Source organism: Loigolactobacillus coryniformis subsp. coryniformis KCTC 3167 = DSM 20001, from assembly GCF_002706425.1.
In the GTDB taxonomy this organism is placed as follows: domain Bacteria; phylum Bacillota; class Bacilli; order Lactobacillales; family Lactobacillaceae; genus Loigolactobacillus; species Loigolactobacillus coryniformis.
This window is the reverse complement of sequence record NZ_CP017713.1, coordinates 2,928,941-2,951,508: the sequence shown is the minus strand read 5'-3', so window position 1 is coordinate 2,951,508 and position 22,568 is coordinate 2,928,941. Positions and strand designations below refer to the sequence as shown.

The 22,568-nt window shown below is 43.8% G+C and carries 20 protein-coding genes; 14 read left to right on the top strand and 6 right to left on the bottom strand.

Translation table 11 applies throughout. The annotated features are described in order from the left end of the window. Positions 1–526: 526 nt before the first annotated feature. From rpmH to LC20001_RS14210, 7 genes are all read left to right on the top strand, one after another. Entirely contained in the window at positions 527–667 is a 141-nt protein-coding gene (rpmH, locus tag LC20001_RS14240; protein WP_010010455.1) for a 50S ribosomal protein L34, read from the top strand. A 94-nt stretch (positions 668–761) separates the two neighbouring features. Next, positions 762–1,115 carry a ribonuclease P protein component gene (gene rnpA, locus LC20001_RS14235; protein ID WP_003677385.1) on the top strand — a complete coding sequence of 118 codons (354 nt, stop codon included), beginning with the start codon at positions 762–764 and terminating at the stop codon, positions 1,113–1,115. Between the two features lie 2 nt (positions 1,116–1,117). Next, a complete protein-coding gene (gene yidC, locus LC20001_RS14230) occupies positions 1,118–1,945 on the top strand; it encodes a membrane protein insertase YidC (RefSeq protein WP_003677383.1) in 828 nt (275 codons plus the stop codon). Between the two features lie 301 nt (positions 1,946–2,246). Further along, the gene (gene jag, locus LC20001_RS14225) at positions 2,247–2,981 is read left to right on the top strand and encodes an RNA-binding cell elongation regulator Jag/EloR (RefSeq protein ID WP_003677381.1); all 735 of its coding nucleotides are present in this window, start codon (positions 2,247–2,249) and stop codon (positions 2,979–2,981) included. A gap of 198 nt (positions 2,982–3,179) precedes the next feature. Further along, a complete protein-coding gene (gene mnmE / locus LC20001_RS14220; RefSeq protein WP_010010454.1) occupies positions 3,180–4,571 on the top strand; it encodes a tRNA uridine-5-carboxymethylaminomethyl(34) synthesis GTPase MnmE in 1,392 nt (463 codons plus the stop codon). Between the two features lie 69 nt (positions 4,572–4,640). Continuing rightward, positions 4,641–6,548, top strand: a complete 1,908-nt coding sequence (gene mnmG / locus LC20001_RS14215; protein ID WP_003677377.1) for a tRNA uridine-5-carboxymethylaminomethyl(34) synthesis enzyme MnmG — start codon at positions 4,641–4,643, stop codon at positions 6,546–6,548. Positions 6,549–6,662: 114 nt separating this feature from the next. Continuing rightward, positions 6,663–7,598, top strand: a complete 936-nt coding sequence (locus LC20001_RS14210; protein WP_035456789.1) for an aldo/keto reductase — start codon at positions 6,663–6,665, stop codon at positions 7,596–7,598. A gap of 45 nt (positions 7,599–7,643) precedes the next feature. On the opposite strand, the gene LC20001_RS14205 is transcribed toward LC20001_RS14210, so the two are convergent. The 5 genes from LC20001_RS14205 to LC20001_RS14185 all read right to left on the bottom strand — a co-directional run bounded on the left by LC20001_RS14205 (position 7,644) and on the right by LC20001_RS14185 (position 12,247). After that, positions 7,644–8,318 (bottom strand): ABC transporter ATP-binding protein, encoded by a 675-nt coding sequence (locus LC20001_RS14205; protein ID WP_003677373.1) that lies wholly within the window; start codon positions 8,316–8,318, stop codon positions 7,644–7,646. A 2-nt stretch (positions 8,319–8,320) separates the two neighbouring features. Continuing rightward, on the bottom strand, positions 8,321–9,382 hold the full coding sequence (locus LC20001_RS14200) for an ABC transporter permease (protein WP_010010453.1): 1,062 nt from the start codon (positions 9,380–9,382) through the stop codon (positions 8,321–8,323). Further along, complete coding sequence (locus LC20001_RS14195; RefSeq protein WP_010010452.1) at positions 9,383–9,904, bottom strand: TetR/AcrR family transcriptional regulator; 522 nt, start codon at positions 9,902–9,904, stop codon at positions 9,383–9,385. It abuts the gene before it with no gap. 142 nt (positions 9,905–10,046) lie between these two features. After that, positions 10,047–10,778 (bottom strand): DUF4811 domain-containing protein, encoded by a 732-nt coding sequence (locus LC20001_RS14190; RefSeq protein WP_010010450.1) that lies wholly within the window; start codon positions 10,776–10,778, stop codon positions 10,047–10,049. Next, the gene (locus tag LC20001_RS14185; RefSeq protein WP_010010449.1) at positions 10,778–12,247 is read right to left on the bottom strand and encodes an MDR family MFS transporter; all 1,470 of its coding nucleotides are present in this window, start codon (positions 12,245–12,247) and stop codon (positions 10,778–10,780) included. The genes LC20001_RS14190 and LC20001_RS14185 overlap by 1 nt, the downstream gene beginning before the upstream one ends. A 200-nt stretch (positions 12,248–12,447) precedes the next feature. Here LC20001_RS14185 and LC20001_RS14180 point away from each other — a divergent pair, with 200 nt between their 5' ends. The 6 genes from LC20001_RS14180 to LC20001_RS14160 all read left to right on the top strand — a co-directional run bounded on the left by LC20001_RS14180 (position 12,448) and on the right by LC20001_RS14160 (position 18,605). After that, positions 12,448–12,867 (top strand): MerR family transcriptional regulator, encoded by a 420-nt coding sequence (locus tag LC20001_RS14180; protein ID WP_010010448.1) that lies wholly within the window; start codon positions 12,448–12,450, stop codon positions 12,865–12,867. Positions 12,868–12,938: 71 nt separating this feature from the next. After that, a complete protein-coding gene (locus tag LC20001_RS14175; protein WP_056943260.1) occupies positions 12,939–15,329 on the top strand; it encodes an ATP-dependent DNA helicase in 2,391 nt (796 codons plus the stop codon). Between the two features lie 67 nt (positions 15,330–15,396). After that, the gene (locus LC20001_RS14470; RefSeq protein WP_010010445.1) at positions 15,397–15,570 is read left to right on the top strand and encodes a hypothetical protein; all 174 of its coding nucleotides are present in this window, start codon (positions 15,397–15,399) and stop codon (positions 15,568–15,570) included. Between the two features lie 117 nt (positions 15,571–15,687). Further along, positions 15,688–16,875: a hypothetical protein gene (locus tag LC20001_RS14170; protein ID WP_010010444.1), complete on the top strand. Its 1,188-nt coding sequence runs from the start codon at positions 15,688–15,690 to the stop codon at positions 16,873–16,875. Positions 16,876–16,956: 81 nt separating this feature from the next. Beyond that, positions 16,957–17,784, top strand: a complete 828-nt coding sequence (locus tag LC20001_RS14165) for an undecaprenyl-diphosphate phosphatase (RefSeq protein WP_003677358.1) — start codon at positions 16,957–16,959, stop codon at positions 17,782–17,784. 164 nt (positions 17,785–17,948) lie between these two features. Next, positions 17,949–18,605, top strand: coding sequence for a DUF6198 family protein (locus LC20001_RS14160; RefSeq protein ID WP_003677356.1), 657 nt, complete (start codon positions 17,949–17,951; stop codon positions 18,603–18,605). An 83-nt stretch (positions 18,606–18,688) separates the two neighbouring features. On the opposite strand, the gene nrdJ is transcribed toward LC20001_RS14160, so the two are convergent. Beyond that, positions 18,689–20,938, bottom strand: coding sequence for a ribonucleoside-triphosphate reductase, adenosylcobalamin-dependent (gene nrdJ / locus LC20001_RS14155; RefSeq protein WP_010010442.1), 2,250 nt, complete (start codon positions 20,936–20,938; stop codon positions 18,689–18,691). Between the two features lie 339 nt (positions 20,939–21,277). On the opposite strand from nrdJ, the gene LC20001_RS14150 reads away from it, so the two are divergent. Continuing rightward, complete coding sequence (locus LC20001_RS14150; RefSeq protein ID WP_010010441.1) at positions 21,278–22,474, top strand: MFS transporter; 1,197 nt, start codon at positions 21,278–21,280, stop codon at positions 22,472–22,474. Positions 22,475–22,568: the final 94 nt, after the last annotated feature.

Here is a 22,568-nt window from a genome sequence, read left to right as displayed (position 1 = left end):
AAAAACGCCTCCTTTTCTAAAAACGTATCTTCATTTTAGCATTCTCAAAAAAAGTTTTCCACAACTTTCGTCATAATAAAAAAGTCACTTTAGTTTATGAACAAGCTGTTTAAAACTGTTATCCACAGGTTAGTTCTACTTGTGCATAACATGGGCACTAAAATTAATTATTAACAGTAAACTGTGATTTATAAACCCCAATATAGCAAATGTTTCACGGGTTATGCACAGCTAACTATAAATGGTGGATCGTTTTTTGCCAGTCTGTGATTCTGTGGATAAACTGGGGAAATGTTTGTGGGTAGCTTTTAGCAAATTTAGTCCTAATCAACAAGATATCCACAGGAAAATTAGCTTGTTCACTTTATTTTGTGGATAACTTTATTTTTTTGTAGTTTCATTTATGGACGGGATATGCTATTATATTCTGGTAATTGCTATTGACGTCAGTCTATTAAGTTCGTTATACTAGAAAATAACTGATTAAATATGTAAACTTAATTTTTTGCGAGGGGGTTAATCGCACATGGCAATGAAACGCACATACCAACCAAAGAAACGTCATCGTGAACGTGTCCATGGTTTTATGAAACGAATGAGCACAAGCAACGGTCGTAATGTGTTACAACGTAGACGCCGTAAAGGTAGAAAAGTATTGTCTGCATAGACCACTGACCCTCAGTGGTCTTTTTTATTATTTTTGAGTGAGTAAGCGATTGTTTGCTCACAGTACATATGGACTTGGAGTAATCAAATACGTCATGAGAAAATCTTATCGAGTCAAAAAAGAAGCAGATTTCCAAACCGTTTTCCAGACCGGCGATTCCAAAGCTAATCGGAATTATATTGTTTACCGGATGGAACGACCAGGGCAAAAGCATTTTCGCGTTGGTATTTCGGTGGGGAAGCGTATCGGTAACGCGGTGCATCGTAATCAGGTAAAGCGACGGATCCGCCAAAGTCTGCAGGAACTGAAACCACAATTGAAAACAGACGTTGATTTTTTGGTCATCGCGCGGCCTAGCGCCGATCGATTGACACAGCCGGAGGCTAAGGCAAACTTAGTGCACGTTTTAACTCTGGCTGGCTTACTAACGGATGAAGTGAGGGAATAAGCGTGAAAAAGAAGAAACGACTGCTCGGCGCTGCTGGGCTCTTTACCTTAGTTTTATTCTTATCTGGTTGTAGTACGAAGCCAGTTACTGGTAATAGTACTGGTTTTTGGGATCATTACATTATTTGGAATTTTTCGCGGGCAATCGTTTGGCTATCCAATTTATTTGGTGGTAGCTACGGTGTCGGGATCATCGTCTTCACCATTATTATTCGGATCATCATTTTGCCGTTGATGCAGTATCAGATGAACAGTTCACGAAAAATGATGGATATTCAACCGCAAATGAAGGCTTTGCAGACCAAGTATTCTTCACGAGATGTTGAAACACAACAGAAGTTGCAAGGTGAAATGTCTAAGCTTTATAAGGACGCTGGTGTTCATCCGTTTGCAAGTATGCTACCTTTATTGGTACAGATGCCAGTATTGATTGCCTTGTACCAAGGTATTCAACGGACTTCCGTTTTACGTTCAGGGACCTTCTTGTGGATGGAATTAGGTAAAGCTGATCCGTATTTCATTTTGCCAGTTTTGGCGGCGTTGCTGACTTTTGCGACTTCCAAATTGACCATGATGGGTCAGGTACAACAATCTGGTATCCAGAATGTACTGTTACTCTGGGGGATGCCGGTCATGATCTTGTTTATGGCGATCAGTTTGCCTTCAGCCTTAGCTGTTTACTGGGTTGTGACCAATGCCTTTTCCGTTGGTCAAACGTTGTTACTAATGAATCCGTTCAAGTTACGTGCTGAGCGGGAAGCTAAAGAACAGAAAAAACGCGACCTGGAGCGACAACTAGCAAAAGCACGCCGGGGTAAGAAGCGTAAATAATTTTTAAACGTTGGCGTATCTCCGCGGTGGAGGTACGCTTTTTATTTTGTGCATGGATCGTCTACTGGTTTTACGGACTGAAATTGTGTAGACTAGAGAGTGTTTGGAAATCTGTTTTTCCACTTGATTTACCGTAAATCAGGAATAAAAACTAACTGGGCGCTGATTTTAAAACGTGACTTAAGTAAGTGAGCGAAAAGTTCGTTTTACGCTAGAATCATTGAAACAACTGGCAGTTTAGCGTGACCAGGTTGTAGTTAAGTTGAACCACAGAACAATGAAAAGACAAGGAGCTTTTTTTATGCCGACATTTGAAGGAAGTACGATCCAAGCTGCCATTCAAAAAGGGCTGACGCATCTGAATTTAGAACGTGATGCAGTCAATGTAGAGGTCGTGTCGGAAGGTCGCAAAGGTTTTCTCGGCATTGGCCGTAAGCCAGCAATTGTTTCATTAACAGCTTTGCCGGTAACGCCACCTAAAACAGCTGTCAAGCCACAAGCCAAGCCGAGTAAGGTAGCGGCTGCGGTAACCGCGCCAACTGCACCGCAGCCGCAGCAAATGACGCCAGCACACAAACGCGACGATGAGCGGGCCTTGCAGGCAGTTAAAGCGTATTTAAGTGCAATGGCGGCGGCAATCGATGCGCCAGCACAATTGAAGTTAGAACGAGCTTCAAAAAATCGATTAACGATTCAGTTGATCACTAAAAAAGAAGGTTTACTGATCGGTCACCATGGTAAAACCATCAATGCTTTGCAATATTTAGGGCAAGTTTATTTGAATCATCATGCGCATTCGAAGTTTACCCTATTACTAAACGTAGGTGATTATCGGGAACGACGTAACGGAATTTTGGCGCGCTTAGCTGATAAAACAGCGCGTGAGGCCATCGCAACCGGGCAAGCGACTTTGCTAGAGCCAATGCCATCATTTGAGCGTAAGCAGATCCATGCGCATTTGGCTGATAGTCCACATGTGATCACCTATTCAGAAGGTGAGGAACCACACCGCTACGTGGTGATCGCACCTAAGTAAATCGCTGAATATATCGATTTAAGCGCGCTTGATTTTGCGTTTGAATAAAAAATCGTTGACAAATGGTAAGTCAACTTTTATAGTAGGGCTTAAATATGAGTTCGATAAAGTAGTCAAAGTGCTTTGTCACGTTCCGCATTCAAGGGGCGTGGTGTAGGCGCTTTTTTTGTTGAAAAAAATTAGAAGGGAAGCTATTTCATGGCGAATACAACCACAGAGTTTGATACGATCGCGGCTATTTCAACCCCGCCGGGCGAAGGTGCGATTTCGATCGTCCGATTATCTGGTGAAGATGCATTACCGATTGCGGAGAAGATTTTTAAAGGTCGTGATCTACAAAAAGTTGCTAGTCACACGATCAATTATGGGCACATCGTTGATCCAGAAAATGGTGAAGTCATCGACGAAGTCATGGTTTCGGTATTGCGGGCCCCTAAGACGTATACCCGTGAGGAAATGGTTGAGATCAATACTCATGGCGGTATTGTGGCGACCAACCATGTTTTACAATTGTTACTTAGTCATGGCGCGCGCTTAGCCGAGCCAGGTGAATTTACCAAGCGGGCATTTCTCAACGGACGGATCGATTTGACGCAAGCTGAGTCAGTTATGGATCTGATTCGCGCTAAAACTGACCGAGCCATGCAAGTGGCGGTTAATCAGTTGGATGGAAACTTATCGCGTTTGATCAAAAATATTCGCCAAGAGATCCTGGATGCGTTAGCACAGGTCGAAGTTAATATTGATTACCCTGAGTATGATGCTGTTGAAACCATGACGACAAAAATGTTGCTGGAAAAAGCAACAATGGTCAAAAAACAGATCGAACAATTATTAGCTACAGCTAGCCAAGGTAAAGTGTTGCGGGAAGGCTTAGCCACAGCGATCGTTGGTCGGCCTAACGTGGGTAAATCCAGTTTGCTGAACTATTTGCTCCATGAAGATAAGGCTATTGTGACCGATGTTGCGGGAACGACCCGGGATGTGATCGAGGAATACGTTAATGTGCGCGATGTGCCACTTAAATTGATCGACACAGCTGGTATTCGTGAAACCGACGATAAAGTCGAAAAAATTGGTGTTGAGCGTTCTAAACAAGCAATCACACAAGCCGATTTAGTTTTGCTTATTTTGAATAATAGTGAGGCTTTAACTGATGAAGACCGTACTTTGTTAGCAGCTACGCAAGATAAGAAACGACTAGTGATCCTAAATAAAACTGATTTACCGGTAAAATTGGACGAAGCGGAGTTGCAACAAACCGTGGCGCCAGAAAATATTATTGCGATCTCCGCATTAACAGCGACTGGTGTCGATCAACTGGAGCAAAGAATCGCTGATTTATTCTGGGGTGGTATCGATAATAGCCAGAGTACAACGTTGGTCAGCAATGCACGTCAAATCGGTTTACTCAATCAAGCTAAGCAAGCACTAGACGATGTTTTAGCTGGAATCAAGGCAGAAATGCCCGTTGATCTGGTTCAAATCGATATGACCCGTTGCTGGGACTTATTAGGTGAGATTACTGGTGATGCTTATCAAGATGAATTGCTCAATCAACTATTTAGCCAATTCTGTTTAGGAAAATAAAAACTAGCAGTAAGAAGTTAAGCGCGCTCGAAATGGCGCTTGACCTTAATAATGGAGGGAACTTAAGAGATGGAAGTACGCGAATATGATGCGCAGAACTACGATGTGATCGTTGTCGGTGCGGGACATGCTGGTTCTGAAGCTGCTTTGGCAGCGGCACGCATGGGTAATGAAACCTTATTATTAACGATCAATTTGGATATGGTTGCTTTTATGCCATGTAACCCATCAGTTGGTGGCCCAGCTAAAGGAATCGTTGTTCGTGAGATCGATGCCTTAGGCGGCGAGATGGCCCACAACATTGATAAAACTTATGTCCAAATGCGGATGCTCAATACAGGTAAAGGTCCTGCAGTCCGTGCATTACGGGCACAGGCGGATAAGCATGCTTATCATCAAGCCATGAAAGATACGATTGAAAACCAACCCCATTTGACATTACGCCAAGGTACGGCTGATCGCTTATTGGTTGAAGATGGTGCTTGTGTCGGGATCGTTGCCAACACTGGCGCTCGCTATCATGCGAAAAGTGTTGTCTTAGCTGCCGGGACCGCTTCACGTGGTAAGATCATTATCGGTGAATTAATGTACGCTTCTGGTCCAAATAACTCACAGCCTTCAAATAAACTATCTTTAAGCTTGCTCGATGAAGGCTTTAAGTTACGCCGTTTCAAGACAGGGACACCACCACGCGTTGATGGCACTACGATCGATTATTCGGTTACGGAAGAACAACCTGGTGATAAAGAAGTTAATCATTTTAGTTACGATACGCCAGATTCAATCTACTTGAAAGATCAAATTTCGTGCTGGTTGACTTATACTAATCCAACAACCCATAAAATCATTCGCGACAACTTAGATCGGGCGCCAATGTTTTCTGGTGTAATCGAAGGTGTGGGGCCGCGTTATTGCCCATCGATCGAAGATAAGGTCGTTCGTTTTGCTGACAAGGATCACCATCAATTGTTCTTAGAACCTGAAGGCCGGAATACAGAAGAATGGTACGTTCAAGGCTTCTCGACTTCAATGCCTGAAGAAGTTCAACAACAAATGCTACATTCAGTTGCTGGGTTAGAGCATGCCCAAATGATGCGTCCTGGTTATGCCATCGAATATGATGTGGTGGAACCTTACCAATTACGGCCAACATTGGAAACCAAAGTTTTGCGTAACTTATTTACAGCTGGTCAGATGAACGGGACTTCGGGTTATGAAGAAGCTGCCGGTCAAGGCTTATTAGCAGGGATCAATGCTGGCTTACGAGCTAAAGGAATCGAAGAACCATTTATTTTGAAACGCAGCGACGCTTATATTGGTGTCATGGTCGACGATCTAGTGACTAAGGGCACTAATGAACCTTATCGCTTGTTGACTAGCCGCGCTGAATACCGCTTGATTTTACGTCATGATAACGCTGACCTGCGTTTAACTGAACGTGGTCATGAGTTAGGTTTAATTTCGGACGCTCGTTACGCTAAATTCTTGGCTAAAAAAGCTGCGATCGAAAATGAATTAGCGCGCTTGAATTCGGTACGGATCAAGCCTAATGATGCGGTTAATGCCTTTTTGACTAGTAAGGGTGGTACGCCATTGAAGGATGGCGTTTTGGCCAGTGAATTTTTGCGACGGCCAGAAGTGACTTATGCGGATGTTTTACAATTTATTCCGGCACCGGCTGAATCATTGGATCGTCGTGTGATCGAACAAATTGAAATCCAATTGAAGTACGCAGGCTACATCAAAAAAGCGGAAGAACGTGTAGCGCGTTTGAAGCGGATGGAAGCTAAACATATTCCGGATAATATCGACTATGATGCGATCAATGGTCTAGCTACTGAAGCACATCAAAAATTAAAGAAGATCCAACCAGAAACGATTGCGCAAGCAACGCGGATCAGTGGGGTCAATCCAGCTGATATTGCGATCCTTAGTGTTTATATTGAACAAGGTCGAATCGCTAAAGTTACCGGCTAAGCGCACTTTTAAGCGCGCTTGAAAAGAGTCTATCATGTGGTAGACTCTTTTTTTGACGCTTTTTACACGAAAGTGGTACGGTAGTTATATTGAATGATCAAGGAGGGTATGTTAATGACAGAACAAGTTACGATCGGTAAATCAGCCGTCACCACAGTACCACTTGGTTTAGGCACTAATGCAGTGGGTGGTACTAATTTATTTCCTGATCTAGAGGATGATACCGGTAAAGCAATCGTACGTACTGGTCTTGAGGCTGGGATCACATTGTTAGATACCGCGTTTGCCTATGGGTTAGGCCATTCTGAAGAGTTAATCGGTCAAGTTTTAAAAGACTATGATCGGCATCAAGTGGTAGTAGCTTCAAAGGCGGCGCAAGATCTTTCTAGTGGTGAAGTTGAGCTGAATAATTCACCTAAATTCCTGCGGCAAGCAGTTGATGATAGTTTGCGGCGCTTACAGACCGACTATTTGGATATTTTTTATATCCATTTTCCGGACCAGCAGACGCCTAAAGATGAAGCGGTCTCCGCATTAAATGATCTTAAACAAGCTGGCAAGATCCGCGCAGTTGGTGTTTCTAACTTTAGTTTGGCGCAAGTCAAGGAAGCTAATCGCGATGGGTATGTTGATGTGGTTGAAGATCAATATAGTCTGTTGCATCGGGAGGCTGAAGCCGACTTGCTACCGTATTTGCAGCAACAGAAAATCAGCTTTGTACCGTATTTTCCATTGGCATCAGGTTTATTAACTGGTAAATATCATGCTGATGTGACTTTCCCGGCTAATGATATTCGGCATAAGAATCCTGATTTTCAAGGTGACCGTTTCGCAATGATTGTCAAAAAGGTGGCCCAATTACAGTCAGTAGCGGATGCCCACGCAGCCACGATTGCTCAGGTTGTACTCGCTTGGTATGTACAAAATCCGCAGATTGGTGTTGTGATTCCCGGCGCGAAGAAGGCCGCCCAAGTAACGGCCAATGCCAAGGCACTGGATATAAAATTAACGGCAGCTGAGTATCAACAAATCGATCAGTTGTTTAAATAAAGACAGAAAATGCGTTGCCCCTGATTTTGGGGGACAACGCATTTTCTAAACACTTTTACTGATTTTACCGTCAAGCAGTTCATAAACTTGATCAGCGTACTCGCGCAGTCGCAGGTCGTGAGTGACCACAACGATCGCCTTATTCTGACTTTTGGCTAGGTCGGCCAATAATTGACCAACTTCTTTAACCCGTTCACTGTCCAGTGCGGCGGTAGGTTCGTCAGCTAGTATGATCGCGGGATCCGTGTATAAGGCGCGAGCGATCGCCACTCGCTGTTTTTGGCCGCCAGAGAGTTCAGCGGGATACTTGTTTTGTAATTCGGTGATCCCCAATTTAGCTAATAAACTGGCTAATTCGGTCGCACTTAAGTTGTCTTGTTTTTTGACGCGGTCGACTAAGCTAAACTGTTCGCGGACAGTTAGGTAGGGGACTAAATTATAGGCTTGTAGAATGAAGCCAATTTTATTTAAGCGCAGGGCATCGCGTTGTTTGGCGCTTAAATCAGTCAAGGTTTGGTGATTTAAGGCGACGGTGCCGCTATTTGGTGTTTGTAAGCCACCAGCGATCGTGAGAAAAGTACTTTTACCTGAACCTGATGGCCCGATCACCAGGCTAAGTTCGCCTGCGTTCGCCGTAAAGTTGATATCATGCAAGACGTGGACACGACTAGATTTTTGACCGAAGAATTTGTTGATATTGGTTAATTGAATGGCACTCATGGCTAACCTCCTATAACACTGACTGGATCTACATGTAAAATTGTTCGTACTGGGACTAGCGCGCCGATAATACCGGTGAAGACTAAACCTAACGCTACGGCGGCTAAAATTGGGATGTCAAAAGCCATGGGCACACTAGCCGGAATCGCTACGGCGGTTATTGCAGTCAATAAGGTGCCAATAATTAAGCCACTAATAACCAGCACCAACGCTTGACTGATCGTCGCGTTGACCAATGTTTTGGCCGGAATTCCCTGTGCACGTAAAACCGCATAATTTTGCAATTTTTGTACGGTTAAAATGTAAAGAAAAACCGCAATCACGATCAATGAAATGATCATCAAGAAGGCGATCATAAAGGTAAAGGTCGAATTTTGGGCTGAGTAACCTGGTAATTTATCGATAAAGGTTTGCGTGGTGTATTGCTTAAGTTGCGGATTGTTGACCTTAAATGTGTTGCGCTGTGAGACGATCGCACTGGCGGCAAATTCAGGACCAAGATTCTTTAATTGATGCCACGCAGTCATTGTGCCGTAAACTACTGGCGCCACATTTAACTTGGCATTTTCAGTAAAACCAACGATCCGAAATTTTTTAGCAAATGAGTTGAGTTGTAGATAATCGCCTAGTTTGTAGCCGTCTTCTTTAAAAGCTGTATCGACAACGATCTCTTGGTTGGTGGTCGGTTTGTGACCGGCGGATAGCTTCAAATTCTGGGCGATAAATTGATCAGCGTTTAAACCGATGAATTGAGCTGAATCCTTTTCTCGTCCTTTAGCGGTGGCCACGACAGCAGCTTGACCTAAGTAAGCTTCTTGGTGACTTAATTTTGCCTTTGCCAATTGCGCCTTGGTGATCAGCGATTGGCTGAGATTAATATTGGCGTCTTGATTTAACGTGATTCGTTGGCTAGACCAAGAGTCGATCGCATCGGTGTTTTGGCGGGCTAGGCCAAGTGCCAAGCTGGTCAAAACAAAAATCAAATAGCTGATCAGGACGATCATCGCAATAATCAGGCTATAACGTAATTTTTCATGTTTGATTTCTTTTAAAGCTAAAAACATCTACTCATCCTTTCTTGCTAAAGCTTCAAGCGCGCTGGCTAAACGATCAAGCGCCGCTTTTTTAGTATCTGGGTATAACAACACCTGTTTGATCGTTTCGTGGCTTAAAATACCAGCTGCCCAGACAGCGTCAGGAATATCCATCACTGGCTGCCTTGGCGCTGCTAATAAAGCCTCGTTTTGGGTCAAATGACGTTTGATCAATTCGCGATACTGACTATCAGCGGCTTGATCGACAAAGTCGCGAACTGCCTGTAAATAAATGGCGGGCGTAAAAGTTTTAAACGCGGTCCGTGGAATAGCGCTATGAACTTCTAGCATAACTTGATGATACAAATAGCGGTAAGCATCGGTTAGATCCGTAAAATATTTATAGAAAGCGCCCCGCGCGATCTGTGCTTGCTGTACGATCCGCGCAACCTGTGCGTCCGCTAATGGATGGGCCGAAAATTCGTTTAGCAGCGCAGCTTGGATCCGTGCTTGTTTATCAGGTGCTAAGTTTTTGAAAGTCGTCGAAACCATTGAAGTCCTCCTTTGAAGCTGATTATTTATATGTTAATAATCAAAAGTGACACCGTGTCAATAATGTCATTTTAACAGCGAGGTGACACCGTGTCAACAATATGGCAAATAAAAAAGTCAGCCGCAACGGCTGACTTTTAAATTACTTCAATGATTCTTTTTGTAACTGCGCTAAAACTTGCTGTTGTGCTTGTTTTTGTGCGGCGGCAGTATATTGCTTTTGTAAAGCCTGTTGTTGTTCAGTGGTCATCTGTGGATTCTGTTTCAAAGCGGCGACCATTTTAGCTTTAACTGCTGCAGTTAATTGCGCTTTTAACTTAGCCTGTGAAGTTTTAGCCTGTTTTTGTAGTGCTTTGGCTTGTGTGGTACTGAGAACGACCCAGTTATTGCCCACTTTAAATTCATGTTGCCGTGATTTGAAGGCATGATTATTGTCGACACCGGCAAATAACGCACGGTAGAAGCCATTACGATAAACGTAGCGTTGCGTTTTAGTCACTAACTTAGCGTTTTTCGTATTGCTTCTGGTCACTTTGCTCGTCGTTTTAATATCGGCTTGGGTAGTAGCTACTTTTTTCTGTTGTGTGTTAGTTTTGTAGATAAAGATTTTTTCTTTACCATTACCAAGTGCTTGATACAACAGTAAGTTAGCGCCAGACATATTAGAAGCCGACGTCAACGGTTTTTCCGTTGTAGTGGTGACGGTTTTCATCCCCCAATGTTGGTTATCGTTAGTGAATAAAAGGGCAATCGAACCGACCAATAATACTAACAATACACCGGTGATAGCATTACGGGCTGCACTGCGCTGATTAGTCGAAATTGTGACGATCGCGAATAAAAGTGCGCTTAATAAAACGAGTACGATCAACATTATTTGTCACCTCCTGTAACACTAGGCGCTTTTTTGTCGTGAACAAAGAATGTGACGAATAAACCAATCGCACAGAATAAAGCCGCAACAATGAAAGCAGCCTTATAGCCGGAAACAACGGCACTCATTGCTTGATCTTTGTATTGTAATGGTAAGTTATGCAAAACGTGTTTGCCAGGCATTTGATTGTTCGTCACGTTCGTTAAGACACTGATCAAAATGGCCGTCCCAACGGAACTGGCTACCTGCCGTAACGTGTTGTTGACGGCAGTCCCATGACTGATCAAATGTAATGGTAAAGCGTTCATTCCGGCGGTTGTCACTGGCATCATGACCATCGCAATCCCGAACATCCGAATTGCGTATAAAATGATCAAATTGATCATCGGTGTTGATTTGGTTAAGAAAATAAATGGAATCGTGCCGATCGTTAATAAGGTCATCCCGGTGATCGCTAAGTGACGTGCACCTAAACGATCAAAAATACGTCCGGTAATGGGACTCATGATCCCGATCATGATCGCCCCAGGAAGTAAGGTCAAGCCGGAATGGAACGCTGACTCGCCACGAACGGTCTGGATATACATCGGTAGCACCATTTCAGCACCAACCATCGCCATGTTAACGACACCACTTAAAATTGTAGCAAGTGTAAATGCTGGCGTTTGAAAAACATGTAATTCCAAGAATGGATTCGCCATTTTAAGCTGGCGCCAAGCAAATAATGCGATAAATACGACCCCGACTGCGATGCCGATAATAACGATCGAGCTTCCCCAGCCTTCAGTACCGACTTCGGAAAAACCATACAATAAACTCCCGAAACCGATCGTTGAAAGGACGGCAGATAAAATATCCAAGGATGGTTTGGAAGTTTCCAAAACTTTACGCATGGTAAAGAAGGAAGCGATAATAACGATTCCGGCAATTGGTAAGATCATGCTGAATAAAACACGCCAATTGTAAGTATCAATGACCCAACCAGAAAGTGTGGGCCCAATCGCTGGCGCTAGTCCGATCGCTAAACCAACTGCCCCCATCGCTGCCCCACGTTGTTGTGGTGGGAAGATCGAAAGGGCGATGGTCTGCATTAATGGCATTGATAAGCCAACCCCAACCGCTTCAACTAAGCGGCCGGTAAGTAACATTGCGAAATTAGGCGCTTGCCAACAGATCCAAGTCCCAATAAAGAAAATGACCATAGCACTAATGTAGAGATACTTGGAATTGAAACGATTGATCAGCCAAGCACTGATTGGGATCATGATCCCGTTAACCAGCAAAAAGCCAGTTGTTAGCCACTGTACTGTGGCGGTAGAAATGTCAAAAGCGTCCATTAAGGTTGGATAGGCGGTGGCCAATAAAGTTTGTGTCAGCACCGTCGCAAATGTCCCAATGATGACCGTTGCTAGCAAAAGACCACGATTATATGGTTTGCCATTGGCATCTAAAGATTGCGTTTTAGCCAAGTTCTAGTCCCTCTTTCATGAAAAAATCACTGTTGAAAACTATAAACCTAACGTTTTTGATTGTCAAGTAACTTGACACTTGTAGCTTTGCGTTTGACAAGAATGTTAACTGTGAGATAATACCTGTAGCATTTAGCCAGTTAGTTAGCGGGTTTATACTAAGAACTGATCATGATTATGTAAAATAAGGAGTTTTCATAATGAGTTTAAAATCTAAATTGGGAATCGATGTGGATAAACTGATCTTTGGTATTAGTCAGATCAGTCAGATGACAGCTATTTCGCCACGGCAACTACGCTACTGGGAGAAGCGTGGCTATATTAGTTCCCTACCGGAAAAAGACGGCGTTAGTCGACAATATAATTTAAAAACAACAATCAGAATTATTGGGATCAAACAGTTCCTTGATGAAGGTTATACACTAGCTGCTGCTGTAGAGAAGGTGGCTTTATTTGCTAAACGAAATGCTTTGTTACGTCATTTCGTAGCGCAACGTTTTGAAGGAACCACCGAAGTCGATGGCGAAATGGTATTAGATTTCGGCGATTTAAATGAGCAGCAACGAATTTATGGGTTGATGCAAGATGGCCATGCCGAATTTAAAATAGCAGATAAATAGTAATCGAAGGCGGTGATCAGCGACCGCCTTTTTTGGTATAATGAAGTACTTGTGAAAAGGGGATGAAGCGCATGGCGACCACGCGAATTGGCGTCCGTGAATTAGTCGAATTTGTCTTGCGCTCAGGTGATCTCAACCAACGCCAAGGAAGTCAAAATACGGCGCTAAATGGTGCGCGGATCCATCGTCGCTTACAAAAACAGCGCGGTGATGATTACGAAAAAGAAGTTTATTTGAAGCAGTCAGTCACGATGAGTGGCCGCGAGTACACGATCGATGGCCGTGCCGATGGCATCAGCCATACCACTGATGAAGATTATACAATTGAAGAAATTAAAACTTCAGATCTGGATTTTGCTGAAGTTAGTGAAAATACATTGCAGTTATATTGGGGTCAAGCGCAAGTTTATGGCTATATTTTGGCGCAACAAAAAAATCTGGCCGCGGTAACGCTGCAACTTACTTATTTTCAGACCACCACCGAAGTTGTGACCACTAAAACCAAAGTTATGCAGCAAGCTGAATTGACCGCATTTTTCCAACAATTGATCGCTGAATATGAAGAATGGTTAGTATTACGTGATCAATGGCGTGCTCAGCGAAATACTACGGTCAAACAGATCGATTTTCCATTTCCAGCATATCGGCAAGGTCAACGCGAATTAGCGGTGGCCGTGTATAAGTCGATCTTATTACAGAAACGTTTGTTTGTTGAGGCGCCGACCGGAACCGGTAAAACGATCTCGACGCTATTTCCGGCAATCAAAGCTTTAGGCGAAGACAAGATCCAGCGGGTTTTTTATTTAACGGCTAAACAAAGTACACGGCAAGTCGCCGAGGATGCTTTGGCTTTATTGAGTCAGCAAGGGATGCAGCTGAAAAGCATCACGCTGACTGCTAAGGACAAGATCACTTTTGCGGAAGAGGTTGATTTGGCTCCAGAAAATAATCCTTATATGCTAGGTTATTATGATCGTGTCAAGCCAGCGCTACGTGATCTGCTGATGCATGAAAATCAATTGACGCGTACGGTGATCGAGGAATATGCGCGCAAACATACCATTGATCCATTTGAATTTTCGCTGGACGCCAGCTTATTTGCTGACGTTATTATTTGCGATTATAACTATCTTTTTGACCCGATCGTTTATCTACAGCGCTTTTTTAGCGAACCTGATCGTGATAACTTTTTCTTAGTTGATGAAGTACATAATTTAGTTAGCCGTTCGCGGGATATGTATTCGGCTAGTGTTAGTAGTCAAACCTTTCAGGCAGTCCTACAACAGGCAAAAACAGAATCAAGCGCCGGAACAAGCGCGCTTGAAAAATTGACCAGTAAAGTTAAGCGGGCACTGACTAAGATAAGTAAACCGCTACGTGACGATGATATCACCGAAATGACTGGGCAAGCGCCGCTAGATTCAGTTAACCAGGCCTTAGCTGATTGGGTCGCTAAAATCCATGATTGGTTGGCTGAATACCAAGATAATCCCTTAGTGGATACCTTGCTGGATGCTTATTTTGCCAGCTTAACTTATTTGAAGATCGCTGATTTATATGATGAAACCTATCAGTCGCTGGTGTCGTATGATCATAAACTGCGCCAGACAACTGTGAAGCAGCTCTGTCTGGATCCCAGTGCTTTTTTGGATCGTGCACTTGGTTTAGGTGCAGGGGCAATTTTATTCTCAGCAACCTTATCACCGCTGAGTTATTACCAACAAGTATTAGGTAATAATAAGGATAGTTTGACGTTCCGCTTAGCCTCACCATTTCCCAGCCAAAACCAAGCGTTACTGGTCACTCCCTATATTCAGACTACTTACCGGCAGCGGGAACAAAATTTGGATCGGATCATCGCCAGTATTGGGGTAATGGTCAATGCTAAAGTCGGTAACTATTTAGTTTTTTTACCGTCATATAGTTATCTAGAAACAGTGCAGGCAGCTTTTGCGGCGGCGTATCCACAGTTAAAAACGATCAGCCAAGCAACCCAAATGGATGAAATACAGCGCGCTGAATTTTTAGCACAATTTACCGCGCAGCCAACGGGAACCTTAGTCGGTTTTTGTGTGCTCGGTGGTATTTTTTCTGAAGGAATTGATCTAAAAGGGGAGCGCTTGATCGGTGTGGCGATTGTCGGTGTTGGCTTGCCGGGGTTATCGACTGAGCGTGATTTAGTGCGCGATTATTTTGATGCGCAGCAGGGAACGGGCTTTCAATATGCCTACCAACTGCCAGGGATGAACCACGTCCTGCAGGCTGCCGGGCGTTTGATCCGTGGCAGTCATGATGTCGGCGTGATTCTACTGTTGGATCAGCGCTTTGCTAGCTCGCGCTATACGCAACTCTTTCCCGCCCACTGGCAACATTTCCAGCGTTGTTACTCGGTAGCGCAACTGACTAACCAGATCGACCAATTCTGGCAAATGGTCGCAGTTAAAAATAAAGCTTTGGACTGAGGACGCTACCGCGATCGCCCTTTAAAATGGAGACAGCAATTAAACTTAAAAAGTGAGGTTCTCCATTATGAATGAATTTTTCCGGATCGTCGGTATGGTCTTTGTTGGTCTGTTTGTTTTAGCGTTAGTGTTACATTTAATTCCAATTGTCTTCAGCTTATTCTTTAAATTAATTTTCGCAGCACTCTTTATTGGCGGTATCGTGTGGGGTATTAATTGGTTGCGGCGTGCGCGTAACTAAAGTGTGGCTAATTTAGTTTTAACGCACGCTTTAATTTTGCGCATAAATGCTATCGTTTCTGGTCTTTTGTCGGTATAATGATAAGTGGACTAATGCCAGAAAGTGAGGTGTCGCGCAATGAATTCAATTTTAACTGATTTGGAAACTGCCCAGACGGAACATTTACTCGTCAATATTTATCAGGAAGCGCAGGAAGTTGTTTATACCGGCTACGTTGCTACAGTGAACGATACTGCAGTGGTGCTCAATACGTATGATGATGGTGGGCTACGCGATGGCGCCGTTTACTTGGCGTTAGCGGTGATCAGTGAGGTCGAATTGGATGGCCAAGATCTGACTAATATGGCTTTTCGCATCAAAAATGCGCAATTAGAGCAGTTCATCAAGCTCACACCACAAAAGTTAGATTTTAATGATCATTTTGATCTATTACCGCAATTGCTACAGCAAGCACTTAACCAACAGTATTTTATGTTGTTGATCTTAGGTAATGGTGAAACCTTTATGGAAGGTTCAATCCAGCATGTGACCACTGATACGGTAACGGTGAATGTGTTCGATAAATTCGATTTTAGTACGCAGCGGCTAGTCACCGTGGCATTAAGTGATATTCAGATCATTGAATTGCAAGGTAAAGAATTAACACTAGTGGGTAAATATGTCCGTGAGGTAGCACCAAAACAACATCTGGACACCGTTGATTTTACGGTGCCGTTGGTCATCGGGCAGCAATTACGATTAGCGCAAAAGGGTCAGGAATTGGTGATGATCTATACCGGTAATGATGATGATAATTTCTTTGTCGGCACCGTTAATACACTGAACCAAAAGACGGTGTTATTTAATTTGATCGATATGAATGGTCAGTTCGGTGGTTATGTTTTACTGCGGATCGATGAAATTCAACGTTTGACGACCCAAGCCGATTACTTGCAAATGATGCAATTTTTCCTTAAAGTTAATCGGCAACGGCATTTTGTTAAGCAACCGGTGCTTAATGATGAGCGTTTGTTTGATGGGACCACCGATTTATTTGCGAGCTTGATCCAGCAGTCACGGGTATTTGCTCGAGTGATCCGGTTGCGGCTGCGTCACGATCCGGCGACATTTATCGGTATTCCGTTGCGTTTTGACGGTGATTTGGTGACACTACGCTTGATCAATAGTAGTGAAACCGCTGATGACGATGGTTTTGAAGCAGAAGATCAAGTCAGCTTTTCCCTTGATAGTATTGGTGAGTTGGCATTCGATTACTTGGATGCCTATCTGACTGAGCGCCAGATCAAGGAAAATGGTGATATATAAACTTTGTTTTCCAGGCGGAACAAGGATTTTCCTTATTCCGCATTTTACATATAATAAATTTTTGAAATGAGGTACATACTTTTGTTAGACATTATTAAAGCAGTGATCCTCGGGATCGTTGAAGGGATCACCGAGTTCCTGCCGATCAGTTCGACAGGCCATATTGTGTTGGTCAACGAATTTATTCAGCTGCACGAGTCGAAGGCCTTTATCGATATGTTCAACGTGGTCATTCAGTTAGGTGCGATCTTGGCGGTGGTGGTGTTCTATTTCCATAAATTAAATCCGCTGTCCGGTCGGAAAAGTCAGCTAGAACGGTCGCAGACTTGGACGTTATGGTGGAAAGTATTATTGGCGGTGATTCCATCTGTGATCGTTGGTTTGCCACTAAATGACTGGATGGACGCACATTTGATGAATTGGGCTGTCGTTTCAGCGACCTTGATCATTTATGGGATTTTGTTCATCGTTATCGAAAACCACAACAAGGGTTTAACGCCGAAATTCGCTGATTTGAATACATTACCGTACAAAACAGCGCTGTTTATCGGTGTCTTCCAACTATTATCATTGATTCCGGGGACTTCGCGTTCAGGGGCAACGATCCTTGGTGCGATCATTATTGGGACTTCCCGTTATGTCGCAACGGAATTTTCTTTCTTTATGGCGATCCCCACCATGTTAGGCGCTTCGCTATTAAAAATCTACAAATTCTATGATCATGGTAATAGTTTAGTTGGCTTGCAAAGTGTTGTTTTACTCGTCGGCGTGGTGGTCTCCTTTATCGTCGCTTACTTATCGATTCGTTTCTTGTTAAGTTACATCAAGAAAAACGACTTTAAAGCTTTCGGTTGGTACCGGATCGTGTTAGGGATCTTAGTGATCGGTTACTTTGTTTTCTTTGGTTAAAATTGCAGAGAGTGTGGCATAACGCGACGCCACAGTAATAGTTGATTTTCATACTGAATTGTTCGGAAGTGCAAAGATGGAGTTGGGCATAAATGACTTATGTCACAACTCCATTTTTTTAGTGTTAAAATGGAAGTTATTGATAGTAGAAAAGGGATGGACAAATGGCAAAAATGCAGGATTTTCGGCAGCGGATGGACTTTTTAGTTCTCTCGATTTTTATGAACGCTGCTGGTAATGGGCTAACGATCGCGACGCATTTAGGTAGCGCTGTTTGGACAGGCTCTTCAGTTAATTTAGCTCACTGGCTCCATGTTCCACTGGGAACGACGTTATTTATTTATGGGGTGTTGGTTACGGTGGTTAATCAATTACTACTCGGGCATTTTGATCGGCGGCGCTTGGTTTCCAACTTATTATATACAATACCGTTTAGTTACATGGTGTCCGGGTTTACATTCGTTTGGAATTGGACCGGTATACCGCAACTTGGACTAGTTAGCCGTTTACTGCTAGATACGCTTGGTATTTTTACTGTTTCGGCAGCCGTATCCATCTATCAACGATCCAACTTATTGATGCATCCTAATGATGATCTTTCCTATATTTTGCGATTTAAATTTTTAAAAGGTTCCGCGATCTTGGGACAGTGGGTTAGCTATATGCCACCATTGTTGATCACGGTGATGGCCTTTATTGCCACTGGCAAGTTAGAGGCGATCGGCTACGGTACTGTCTTAGCACTAACGGCGCAAGGCTTCTTGATGAAATGGTCAGACGGACATGTTTTTCCGCAGTTAAAGCATCATGTGGATGTTTAAAAAAAGTTAAGCGCGATATCAAGCGCGCTCGAAAACACAAAAAAGCCTTGCAGGCCATAACTTGCAAGGCGTTTTCTTATTTATTAACGTACTGGGCAGGCGCCACTTTCGCAGTCAGTCTGATCGACCAATACAAGATCTTTTTGTTCTTGGGGATGTAGTTGAGCAAATGTTGCTTCAACATCGCCGCTGATCTCTGCGCAACGAGCTTCATAAGTTGCTGCGTCAATGGGTTCTTTTGGTGCTTGTTTCAAGTCGCCGCCACTGTATGGCAACATTGAAGTTGATTTAGTAGTGTGACGATATTGTTTCAACAAGCCAGCTAATTGGTCCGCTTCTTCTGGTTGGAAAGTAGCGGTACAACTGACGGCGTTATCGGACCAGTAAGTCTGCAAGAACGCTTGCGTCGCAAATTGTTCAGCGACAGAAACACTGCCGGCAGAAGCAAAGTTTGGATTGTCAGCGTTAGCGGCCTTAACTGGGAACTCAACACACATTGTATGATCAGTGTAAACATCAGGTTCGATGCGATAACCACAAGCCTTTAATGCTGGTAACAATGGATCGCTATCTTGGAACCGAATCCGTTGGATCAAGTAGCCGGCATAATGGAAATGCATCCCTTCGGAAACGCCAGCTAATTTAGCGACGGTCCCCGATGGTTTAACCGTAGTGTGTTTGATCGATGGCTGGCAACCAAGCGTATCAGAATAGTCCTGATCAGCTTTAGCGATTGCCTGATACAAAGCATCAAACCGTTGAACGGCCTTTTGATCGTAAACTGGTTTCTGGAACGTTTCGTCAGTTTCAGGATCGATAGCTGGTGTGAAGCCAGTCACGACGCGTTGGCCAAATTCATCTAAGATCCAATCTTGGATCCCCGACATTGAAATACCGATCCGCCGGTTTTTAGCAATCATTTTACGGGAAACTTCCCAATCGTAATGGCTAAAAGTGATCCGCTTGGTGTAGCGCGTGCCTAAAGCAAAGGCATCTTCTAATTGCCAACCTTGTTCTTGGGCAACAGAAGGGAAGACTTCAAATAAGTTACATGGTTCGCCGTTACTCAACGAGATTTCGCCACAAGGGTTAGTGCCTTCAACACTGCCATCAATGCCTTCTTGACGGCCATCAGCGATCCGCCCGTAGTTTTGGGATAATTCTAAGTTGACGATACCAGGTTCACCGTTATGCAAAATCGAATCTGCTACGGGACCATAGTCGGTGAAGCTAGAATCAACGGCGATACTGTTGTTAGAAGCCCAACGATGATGGTAAAGCTTTTCTTGGTCTTGCTTCATTGTGATAAAGGCATCATCTTCTGCGCCGCCTAAAGCTAATTCAGCTGAGCGCCGTACGTTACCGGCAACAACGGCTTTGCCGATCATGTTACCAAGGTCAGTGCATTCAACGCCAGTTAATTGCCGACCAGCAGCTTCGTTTAAAACATCGTTACTGTCGATCAACATGCTGATCAATGGCATTGGGCCCGAAGCAGTACCACCGAAACCGTGGATCCGTGCGCCTTTAGGGCGGATTTGAGTCATGTCTAAAACGACTTGTTTAGCTTGCGTTGGGTTAGTGGACGTAAAATGCGCGTCGATCATGTGCGCGTTAGCTAAAACCCAGCCTTCACGTGTATCTGGTAGTTCATAGTACAAGGTGTCAGCGACGTTATTTTCAGCCAACCATTGATCGCGGTCAACCGCGCCTAAGGCCAAAGAATCTTGGTAAGAGTCGCTTTCTTTGCCGATCAATACACTAAGTTTGATCTTAGCCGCAACGGGTGGCAACTGGCTGATATTTGATGGAACAACAGAGAAACCAACACCGCCGCCCTTCATTAATTGGTCAAACATAAATGAAAATGGCATTGAAACGGCTGGTTGTTCTGGATCCAAATAAGCAGGTACGATATGACTGTCACCATAAGCTTGCGGCCGAATAGCGATGAACCAACAATTGTTCAAGGCATCGCCGTTACGCTTTTGATAGTCAGTACCGGAGATCCACAAGTTACGGCCAGATGGCGTTGCGCCTAAGCCATAGATCAAACGATAGAGTTGTTGTGCTTCAGTCGTTAATTCCTCAAATAATTCCGGCGTCACGTCACCGTTATGCAGCCGTGGGTCAAGGTTAATATTACCTTCAACGACACGTTTAACAGTTTCGAACCATTCCTCAGTCCGATTTTGTTCCGGGATCCAGCGAGCGTATGTGCGTTTATATGTAACCCAGCCTAGTTTACCCCAATGTGGTTGGACTTCTTGTTTAACTTGTTCGACGAAATCATTGGTCAAGCCGATTTTAATTGGTGTTGATGTCATTTGCATATCTGGTGCCTCCGTTCAGTTCAATACATTATATGGTAGCACATTTTTATTTAAGATACTATATATGGTGATCGGTGAAAAACGACTGAAAACTTGCGCAGCCCCTGATTAAGCGCTTTAAAAAATTGATAAAAATTTTTTGCCACTAAAATTGTCGTTGTGTACCAAAATTTTTTTAATCTATATTTAGTGGTTGGACTTTTTCCAGATACTCTTGCTTGCTATTGAATACCGTCTACCGGTATACTGGATTGGATTGCGAAAAATGGTTGCTGGGTCTAGCGGCGACCATTTTTTGACGGCGTTAAAAATTCAATAATAATAAGGAGTGTGGTCAATATGACAGCGAAGGCAAAACGGGCGATTTTCATTTTGATTTTTAGTGAGTTCTTGGTTTGTTTAGGCATTGGACTAGTGATTCCAGTTATGCCATTTATCAAAAACGAGCTGCATTTAAGCGCAACGGATATGGGGATCATGAGCGCATTATTTGCGTTTGCCCAGTTTATTGCTTCACCAATCGTAGGTCGGATATCTGATCGAATTGGCCGCAAGCCGATGTTGGCTGCTGGTTTGTTCTTATTTATGGTGTCGGAGATCTTATTTGCGTTGACGAATAAATTGTATATGTTCAACATTTCGCGAACTGTCGGTGGTTTATCGGCAGCAATGGTGACACCAACGGCGATGGCGATGGCGGCTGATATCACCACACGTAGTCAGCGGGCCAAAGTGATCGGCTGGCTATCAGCGGCGTTTAGCGGCGGCCTGATCCTCGGTCCTGGTCTTGGTGGTGTGCTGGCTAATATCGACTATAAAGCGCCGTTCTGGAGCGCTGCAGTGCTCGGTCTGCTGAGCACGATCGCTTTATTGGTCATGTTACCTCATGAAGACGAATTGCTGGCGGATGATATTGTTGCTGCAAAAGGAAAATCACCTTCTAAAGGCGATATCAAGGCTTTTTTGACCAAGTCGGTGATTCTGCTATTTGTGATGATCTTAGTTTCTTCATTTGGGCTCCAAGGCTTTGAAAGTATCTACAGCATCTACGTTAATGAAGTTTTCCATTTCACGCTGGGTAATATTGCGCTGGTACTGACGTTGAACGGGCTGATCTCGTTATTCATGCAGGTGGCGCTGTTCGATCGTTTAGTGGTCGCTTTCAACGAAACGCGGGTCATTCGCTATTGTTTCTTCTTCAGCTTTGTCGGTACGATCTGGATCATTTTGGCGCATAGTAAGTGGGAAGTTGTCGTCGCAACCTTGATCGTGTTCACAGCGTTCGACTTACTACGGCCGGCGATCACAACGCTGCTGACGAAGGCTAGTTCAGGCAATCAAGGCTTGATCAACGGCTTAAATATGTCGCTGACCAGTGTCGGTAATGTCATCGGGCCGATCATGTCCGGCGCGCTACTAGATATGAATTATCACTATCCATATTTGGTCGTAACGGTTTTCCTGTCTGCTTCATTTGGACTGACTTATTTGATTCGCATGAATGTCAATGGTGGGGGCAAACACGTCACCGATTAAGGTTGATTACCGCGCTTGGTCCCAATTTAGCAGCAATTAAAAAACGAGCAGTGGTTGAAATGACTCTTTTTGACCGATGGTTGAAACGAAGCAG